Source organism: Neisseria sp. P0022.S010 (assembly GCF_051956635.1).
The window spans coordinates 1-7710 of record NZ_JBQCXF010000129.1; the positions used below are offsets into that span (position 1 = coordinate 1).

General features: G+C 46.0%; 9 protein-coding genes and 2 tRNA genes. 3 read left to right on the forward strand and 8 right to left on the reverse strand.

The window, feature by feature from the left end; all coding sequences use genetic code 11:
• The coding region (gene mraW / locus ACTHUT_RS11475) for a 16S rRNA (cytosine(1402)-N(4))-methyltransferase (protein WP_440418809.1) at nt 1-104 on the reverse strand (104 nt) is incomplete at its 3' end.
• Nucleotides 101-556 carry a division/cell wall cluster transcriptional repressor MraZ gene (mraZ, locus tag ACTHUT_RS11480; RefSeq protein WP_003748265.1) on the reverse strand — a complete coding sequence of 152 codons (456 nt, stop codon included), beginning with the start codon at nt 554-556 and terminating at the stop codon, nt 101-103. The genes mraW and mraZ, both read right to left, overlap by 4 nt.
• Before the next feature lie 401 nt (nt 557-957).
• On the opposite strand from mraZ, the gene ACTHUT_RS11485 reads away from it, so the two are divergent.
• The 3 genes from ACTHUT_RS11485 (at nt 958) to ACTHUT_RS11495 (ending at nt 2374) form a co-directional block, all read left to right on the forward strand.
• The gene (locus tag ACTHUT_RS11485) at nt 958-2109 is read left to right on the forward strand and encodes a class I SAM-dependent methyltransferase (protein WP_440386016.1); all 1152 of its coding nucleotides are present in this window, start codon (nt 958-960) and stop codon (nt 2107-2109) included.
• 106 nt (nt 2110-2215) lie between these two features.
• Nucleotides 2216-2292: transfer RNA gene (locus tag ACTHUT_RS11490), tRNA-Met, on the forward strand.
• A gap of 6 nt (nt 2293-2298) precedes the next feature.
• Nucleotides 2299-2374 (forward strand) — tRNA-Ala (locus tag ACTHUT_RS11495).
• Nucleotides 2375-2513: 139 nt separating this feature from the next.
• On the opposite strand, the gene ACTHUT_RS11500 is transcribed toward ACTHUT_RS11495, so the two are convergent.
• The 6 genes from ACTHUT_RS11500 to ACTHUT_RS11525 all read right to left on the reverse strand — a co-directional run bounded on the left by ACTHUT_RS11500 (nt 2514) and on the right by ACTHUT_RS11525 (nt 7550).
• Nucleotides 2514-2918, reverse strand: coding sequence for a ClpXP protease specificity-enhancing factor (locus ACTHUT_RS11500; RefSeq protein WP_440386015.1), 405 nt, complete (start codon nt 2916-2918; stop codon nt 2514-2516).
• An 11-nt stretch (nt 2919-2929) separates the two neighbouring features.
• Nucleotides 2930-3535, reverse strand: a complete 606-nt coding sequence (locus tag ACTHUT_RS11505) for a glutathione S-transferase N-terminal domain-containing protein (protein WP_003685910.1) — start codon at nt 3533-3535, stop codon at nt 2930-2932.
• 215 nt (nt 3536-3750) lie between these two features.
• Nucleotides 3751-4539, reverse strand: a complete 789-nt coding sequence (locus ACTHUT_RS11510) for a cytochrome c1 (protein WP_003748257.1) — start codon at nt 4537-4539, stop codon at nt 3751-3753.
• A gap of 14 nt (nt 4540-4553) precedes the next feature.
• Nucleotides 4554-6077 (reverse strand): cytochrome b, encoded by a 1524-nt coding sequence (locus tag ACTHUT_RS11515; RefSeq protein ID WP_168163289.1) that lies wholly within the window; start codon nt 6075-6077, stop codon nt 4554-4556.
• Nucleotides 6078-6095: 18 nt separating this feature from the next.
• Nucleotides 6096-6677, reverse strand: coding sequence for a ubiquinol-cytochrome c reductase iron-sulfur subunit (petA, locus tag ACTHUT_RS11520; RefSeq protein WP_070606098.1), 582 nt, complete (start codon nt 6675-6677; stop codon nt 6096-6098).
• A gap of 123 nt (nt 6678-6800) precedes the next feature.
• Nucleotides 6801-7550, reverse strand: coding sequence for a Nif3-like dinuclear metal center hexameric protein (locus tag ACTHUT_RS11525; RefSeq protein WP_440386014.1), 750 nt, complete (start codon nt 7548-7550; stop codon nt 6801-6803).
• Between the last annotated feature and the right edge of the window lie 160 nt (nt 7551-7710).

Genomic DNA, 7710 nt, shown 5'->3' on the forward strand with positions numbered 1-7710 from the left:
CCGAACGTACCGTCCACATAAATCCCGTCTTCACGGATTGCCAACGCATCCACCGCCTCATGCAACAAGACAGTAACATGCTGATAATTTTCAACTTTACTCACAATTGCAAATCCGTTTGACTCAATTGGAAAGCCAATTCGTCAGGATCGATATCCAAAGCCTGATTCATTTCCTCTTCCCAATGTTCGCGGCCCCACAACTCCATACGGTTTGCACGGCCAACCAAAGTAACTTCTTTTTCAAAATCCACGCGTTTGCGCAGATTGGCCGGGATCAAAACACGTCCGGCGCTGTCCCACTCCAAAATCTCCGCATTGTGAAGCAGCAGATTTTGATACCGTTGCAAAGATTCATTGCCGGCTACTTTCAACTTCAGAATCTGCTCGGCTTTTTCCTCCCAAACGGGCTCCGGGTACATCAATAATTTTTTTCGGGAATCCAGGGTAACCACAATTGCAGGCGTATAACGGCGCAGCAAAATATCGCGGAATTTGGCAGGAATCGCCAACCGCCCTTTACTGTCCATACTCAATTCATGAGCGCCGCCAAACACATCACACCCCAAATTCGATTAAAATAAAACAGAGTGAGATTAAAAATCCCACCTTCCTAAAATATTTCGTTTTCGCTTCAACAGGACACATTTCAGGAAAAAGTAACCACTTTCACCCACTATGCCCCACTAACCGACACTATAAGAAATTTTGGCAATCAGGTCAAATCCGTTTCTTATCTGAAATGAAACACTAAATGCTTAAAATTCAATAGTTTATATACGCAATAATGAATGACATATGGATTTATTAAGCATTTCGTTTAGCATAAAATACTAGATATAGTATGATTTATATTATAAAAATACTACATATAGTATTTTTATACTCAATTACCACCCATTCCGTAAGCAGCTATAATATACAAACAAATTCAAATTTTTTACATTATCTAACAGTCATGAAGCTACAACTCCCCCTCCCCTCCCCTGACGCACAAGCCTCTTCAGCACACCTGACTAAGCTCATCAAAAACGAAATTGAACAACATCAAAACTGGATACCTTTCTCCCGATTTATGGAGCTTGCCCTTTACACACCTCAATACGGCTATTACAGCGGAGGCAGCCATAAAATCGGTACGGACGGCGACTTCATTACTGCCCCTACCCTCTCCCCCCTATTCGGACAAACCCTTGCCAAACAACTTGCCGAATTACTGCCGCAAACAGCAGGCAATATCTACGAATTTGGTGCAGGCACAGGCCATCTTGCCGCTACTTTGTTACAAAATCTTTCAGACGGCCTGAATCATTACTACATTATTGAGCTGTCGGCAGAGCTTGCAGAAAGACAACGTCAACATATTCTTGAGCACACATCTCCCGAAGCAGCCGCAAAAGTCATCCACCTCACCGCATTACCCGAACACTTTGACGGCATCATCATCGGCAACGAAGTATTGGATGCCATGCCGGTCGAACGCTTGATTTATCAAGATGAAGGATTTCAACAAATCGGCGTCAGCTTAGAGAATGACAAGCTAATCGAAGCCGTCAGACCATTGGCCCAAGCCGAACTGATACAAACAGCCGCCTTGTATTTTCCTCCCCTCCCTTCATACACAAGCGAGCTGCATCCGGCACAATATGCCTTTATCCAAACCCTGGCCGCCAAATTGCAGCGCGGCGGCATGATATTTATCGATTACGGCTTCGATGCCGCCCAGTATTACCATCCGCAACGCAAAGAAGGCACATTTATCGGCCACTATCGCCACCACACCATCCACGACCCATTTTTCAACATCGGCCTGACCGATCTGACCGCACATGTCAATTTCACCGATATTGCACGCGCCGGCACAGAATCAGGTTTGGACTTAATCGGCTACCTGCCCCAATCTTATTTCCTGCTCAATCTCGGCATCACTGATCTGCTGGCGCAAATTGGCAGTCCGGATTCAATTGAATACATCCAAGCCGCCGCAGCAGTACAAAAACTGATCCATCAGCACGAAATGGGCGAGCTTTTTAAAGTGATCGCTTTCGGCAGAGACATCGATATCGATTGGACAGGCTTCGTTCACGGCGATATTTGCCATAAACTATAACTCGACCATCTACTTTTTATTTTTAAAAAACAATAAGAAATAAAAAAAACCAAAATTAGCGCTTGCCAAATATTCAAAAAAAACTATAATAGCGACTTCACGAAACGGCGAATTAGCTCAGTCGGTTAGAGCAGAGGAATCATAATCCTTGTGTCCGGGGTTCGAATCCCTGATTCGCCACCAAATTTCGGGGGTATAGCTCAGTTGGTAGAGCGCTTGCATGGCATGCAAGAGGTCAGCGGTTCGATCCCGCTTACCTCCACCACTAAACAAAAAAGCTCTTGTTAAACACAAGGGCTTTTTTGTTTGGCTTAATTAATAACCAGATAAGGCATCAGAGCTTCCCTTCAATACCTAATCAATAAAGGCCGTCTGAAACATTTCAGACGGCCTTTTGTCTTTGATTACTTCACAAGCTTCAATACTTTTTTCGGTTTTCCTTCCGTAGATTCAGCTTTTTTATCTTCCGTTGCCACAGGATTGGTAGAAGCAGGCTGATATGGTTCCACCTCAAAACCCATACCCTCTCCACTTTCACGGCCAAATATACTGACGATATGACCGACCGGAATCCAAATCTCATGCGCTACGCCGGAAAAACGCGCAGAGAAATTGACCCACTCGTTGTCGATATTTAAATTATGGCTGGCTGTAGGGCCAATATTTAAAACAATCTCATTGTCGCGCACATACTGCATCGGAACGCGGGTATGTTCGTTTACCCAAGCGACGATGTGTGGTGTTTGGTTATTATCCAAGCACCATTCATACAAAGCGCGCAACAAATACGGTTTGGTTGAAGTCGCCATAAACCCATCCTTTAGCGGCGCATGGCTTTTTCAGCCGGAGTCAATGCCTCAATGAAGGCTTCGCGTTGGAAAATACGTTCCGCGTACTTCAGCAAAGGCGCGGCAGATTTGCCCAGTTTGATGTCGTAATAATCCAAACGCCACAACAGCGGGGACAAGGCAACATCGATCATGGAGAAGTCATCACCCAAAATATATTTGTTTTTAGCAAAAGACGGTGCCAGCAGGGTCAAGCCATTGCCAATGGCTTCACGCGCTTTAGCCTGTTCTTTATTGGTAGATTCAGGGTTTTCCAACACTTGCACCAAGCTGAACAGTTCTTTTTCCATACGGTACAGCACCAAACGGCCGCGACCGCGCATAACAGGATCACCCGGCATCAATTGAGGATGAGGGAAACGCTCGTCAATGTATTCGTTGATGATGTTTGATTCGTGCAAAATCAAATCACGCTCAACCAAGACCGGTACTTGGTTATACGGATTCATCAAAGCCAAGTCTTCCGGTTTATTGAACACGTCCACATCTTTAATTTCAAAATCCATGCCTTTTTCGTACAGAACAAAACGGCAACGTTGGCTGAATGGACAAGTAATACCCGAATACAAAGTCATCATAATCTTCTACTCCTGATCAATCTTTTCAGACGGCCTTAAGCCTTATAAAAATTCAGAAAGAATTATACATAATTTCAAATACTTAATCCAGAAATTTAGAATAACACGCTGTTTACATTAAGTAATTTTTAGATTTTCATTAATTCAACATAAACTAATCAAACAAACAAAAAAGGCAAACCTGAAACAGGTTTGCCTTTTTTGATTCAAAAGAATTAATGAACGTCTTTCCAGAATTCTTTTTTCAGGAAGTACGCCAACGGCAACATTACGGCAAACAGGAATGTCAAAACCATGTAACCGATACGGTGGCGTTGCAATTGAGCAGGCTCACCCATGTATACCAGGTAGTTCACCAAATCGCGCACATAAGCATCGTACTCTTTTTGGATTACTTTACCGTTAGGCAGACGACGGCTATGCAGACCGGTAGATTCCCAATACAGTTTAGGAGTCAGGTTGCCGTGCTCGTCTTTAATCATAACGGGCTGACCTTTGGCATCCAATTCAACGGCTTGAACACCTTGTTGCTCCCACAATGGGTGAGGCATACTCGCGCCGGCCAAAACGGTATTATTCCAACCGGTCGGACGAGTTGGGTCTTTATAGAAGCCGCGCATATAAGCGTACAGGTAGTCCGCACCTTTAGAACGGGCGATCAGGGTCAAATCTGGCGGAGGTGCACCCAACCATTTGGAAGCATCTTTCGGATCCATTGCCGCTACCATGACATCACCAACGTTGTCTGTTGTGAACATCAGGTTTTTCTTGATTTCATCTTCAGTCAAACCGATGTCTTTCAGACGGTTGAAGCGCATACCGCTTGCAGAGTGGCAAGACAAACAGTAGTTTGTAAAGATTTGCGCACCGTGCTGCAGGCTGACTTGGTCACGCAGGTCGATGTCGACTTTTTCATAGTTTGCATGGCCGCCGCTGGCGACGGCTGCACTCATAGGCACTGCCAGCAATAAGGCAGCAAACCAGTTTTTCAGAGTTTGTTTCATTTTCGCTGCCCTCATCAGATATTGGTTGCAAACAAGTAAGCACCAACAACGGTAATACCGACGTAAACAAAGAACATAATTTTTTGTTTCGTAGTGCTCATGGTTACGCGTTCAGGCGTAGCTTTTTCGCTATTAAACGCATTCAGGAATGGAATAGCTGCAAAGAAAACAGTGTAAGCCAGAACGAACGCCTTAACGATGTAATTTGGCAAGACTGCAACTAAATACAGGTTATAAATAATTAAAGCTGCATAAACAAACAGGCTAATTAAATATTTAATACCACCAGCTTTTTCAGCCAACCATTTAGGGTTTGTATGCAAAGGCATACCGATGAAGAACAAGAAATAGAATGCACTGAATGCACGAGCAAAAGCTGTACGAGTATCATCTGCTACCAATGCACCCAGAATGCCTAAGCCGATAAAAGATACAACAAACAACGCCAACATTACTTTGAAAGAGTTGTTGCGGTAACGAACAGATTTTACAGGTGACTTATCCAGCCAAGGCAACAAGGCAATCAATACAACTGCTGCACCCATGCCGATTACACCCCATACCTGAGTACCTGCCATCGAAGGAATCGCACGCAGAATTGCGTAGAACGGAGTGAAGTACCATACCGGCGCAATGTGCGGAGGTGTTTTCAGCGCATTCGCTGCATCGAAGTTTGGCGCTTCGAGGAAGTAGCCGCCGCCTTCAGGTGCAAAGAACAACACAGAACAGAAGACAATCAGGAATACAACGACGCCCAAGATGTCTTTAACGGTGTAGTAAGGATGGAATGGGATACCATCGCGCGGGATACCGTTTTCGTCTTTGTTTTTCTTGATTTCAACACCGTCAGGGTTGTTAGAACCCACTTCGTGCAGGGCAATGATGTGTGCCACAACCAAGCCGAGCAATACCAGCGGTACGGCGATAACGTGCAGGGCGAAGAAGCGGTTCAGAGTAACGTCGGAAACGTTGAAGTCACCGCGGATCCAAGTGGACAAATCAGGACCGATAACAGGGATGGCGGAGAACAGGTTAATAATCACCTGCGCACCCCAGAAGGACATTTGACCCCAAGGCAACAGGTAACCCATAAAGGCTTCTGCCATCAATGCCAAGAAAATCAGGGAACCGAAAATCCACACCAATTCACGGGGTTTTTTGTACGAACCGTAAATCAGGCCGCGGAACATGTGCAGATAAACGACGATGAAGAAGAAAGATGCGCCGGTGGAGTGCATGTAGCGGATAATCCAGCCGCCGGACACGTCGCGCATGATGTACTCTACTGCGGTAAAGGCAGCAGGCAGATGGTAGGCGTTCAGGTTGCCGTCCGGTTTGTAGTTCATGGTCAGGAAAATACCGCTGACGATTTGAATCACAAGGACAAGCAGAGCCAAAGAGCCGAAGTAATACCAGAAGTTGAAGTTCTTCGGCGCATAGTATTGAGCCAAATGCTCATTCCACATTTTAGACAGAGGGAAGCGAGCGTCCATCCAGCCTAACAATGCTTTTGCTTTGCTATTGGTTTGGTTTGCCATAATTATCGTTCCTTATTTTTAGTCTTCGCCCACCAAAACAGTTGTATCGCTCAGATATTTGTAAGGCGGTACAACCAAGTTGGTCGGTGCAGGAACACCTTTGTATACTCGGCCTGCAATGTCGAATTTCGAACCGTGGCAAGGGCAGAAGAAACCGCCTTTCCAGTCTGCGCCCAAGTCGGCGGGAGCAATGTCGGGACGGTAAGTCGGAGAGCAACCCAGGTGGGTACAGATACCGATAGCGACGAGGAGGTTCGGCTTGATCGAACGGTGCTCGTTTTTAGCGTATTCCGGTTGCTGATCCACTTCGGAATTAGGATCGACAACTGCGCCATCCAAACTTTTCAAGTCTTTGAGCTGTTGATCTGTGCGGTTGACCAGCCAAATCGGTTTACCCTGCCATTCGGCAGTCAGCATCTGGCCTGCTTCGATTTTGCTGACATCTACTTCGACAGCAGCACCGGCAGCCTTAGCTTTCTCCGATGGGAAGAAGCTGGCCACGAAGGGCGTAGCTACGCCCAGAGCCGCCACACCGCCTGCACCGCAAGTAGCCAGTGTCAGGAAACGGCGGCGGCCGTTGTTGATTTCTTGATTATCCATTATTCAGTCGTCCTAAATTTTTGGGAATACCGAGCCATTAAACAGCGTAATTCTACCTAGTTTGTTGTAATACTCAAAGCATTATTTAAAATAAGGTAAAGTTTTTATGATATTGCTCAATACTCAGGCAGGGTTGTTTTCATCAAAGTGAACCACTTCGATACCGAATTTTTCTGCCACAGCATCGCCTAAGGCGCGGATGCCGTAACGTTCTGTCGCATGGTGTCCGGCACTGATAAATGCCACACCCGTTTCATTGGCAAGATGATATTGCGCTTCGGAAATCTCACCGGTCAGATACGCATCAACACCTTCGTCTGCGGCCGTCTGAAAAAATCCCTGCGCACCGCCACTGCACCAGGCAATGCGTTTGATTTCGCGTTCAAGATCGCCGATAACGGTCGGCTTGCGGTCAAATACCGCCTCGATGCGTTCAGACAATTGCGCCAGCGTTTGCGTGGTTTTCAGACGGCCTGTATTCAACAGGTTTTGCTCGCCGAATTGTTTTTCGAGCACCCAATCGAGTTTCTCGGCCAACTGCGCGTTATTACCCAATTGCGGGTGTGCGTCCAGCGGTAGGTGGTAGCCCGCCATATTGATTTGGTGTTGCAGCAAGGTTTCAATGCGTGCTTTTTTCCAGCCGGTAATCGTGACAGGCTCGCTTTTCCAAAACATACCGTGGTGAACCAAAAGTAGATCCGCCCCCTGCCCTGCGGCAAAATCGATTGCCGCTTTGCTGGCGGTAACCGAAGTGGCGATTTTGGCAATTTCTTCTTTGCCTTCAACCTGCAAACCGTTGGGCGCATAGTCCTTAAACAGCCCGACCTGCAAAGTCTCATCGCACCAAGCCAGAATTTCGCGGCGTAAAGCCATATTCCGCTCCTTATATCTATCTTCAAAAACAGCTTCGCATTCTAACCGCAAAATCTGTTTATGCCTCAAATTCTTACATTCCGATTTCAGCAATCATTCCCAACATTAATCATTTGCACATCATCATGAATTATTTTAATATACGCCACCTTACCCACAG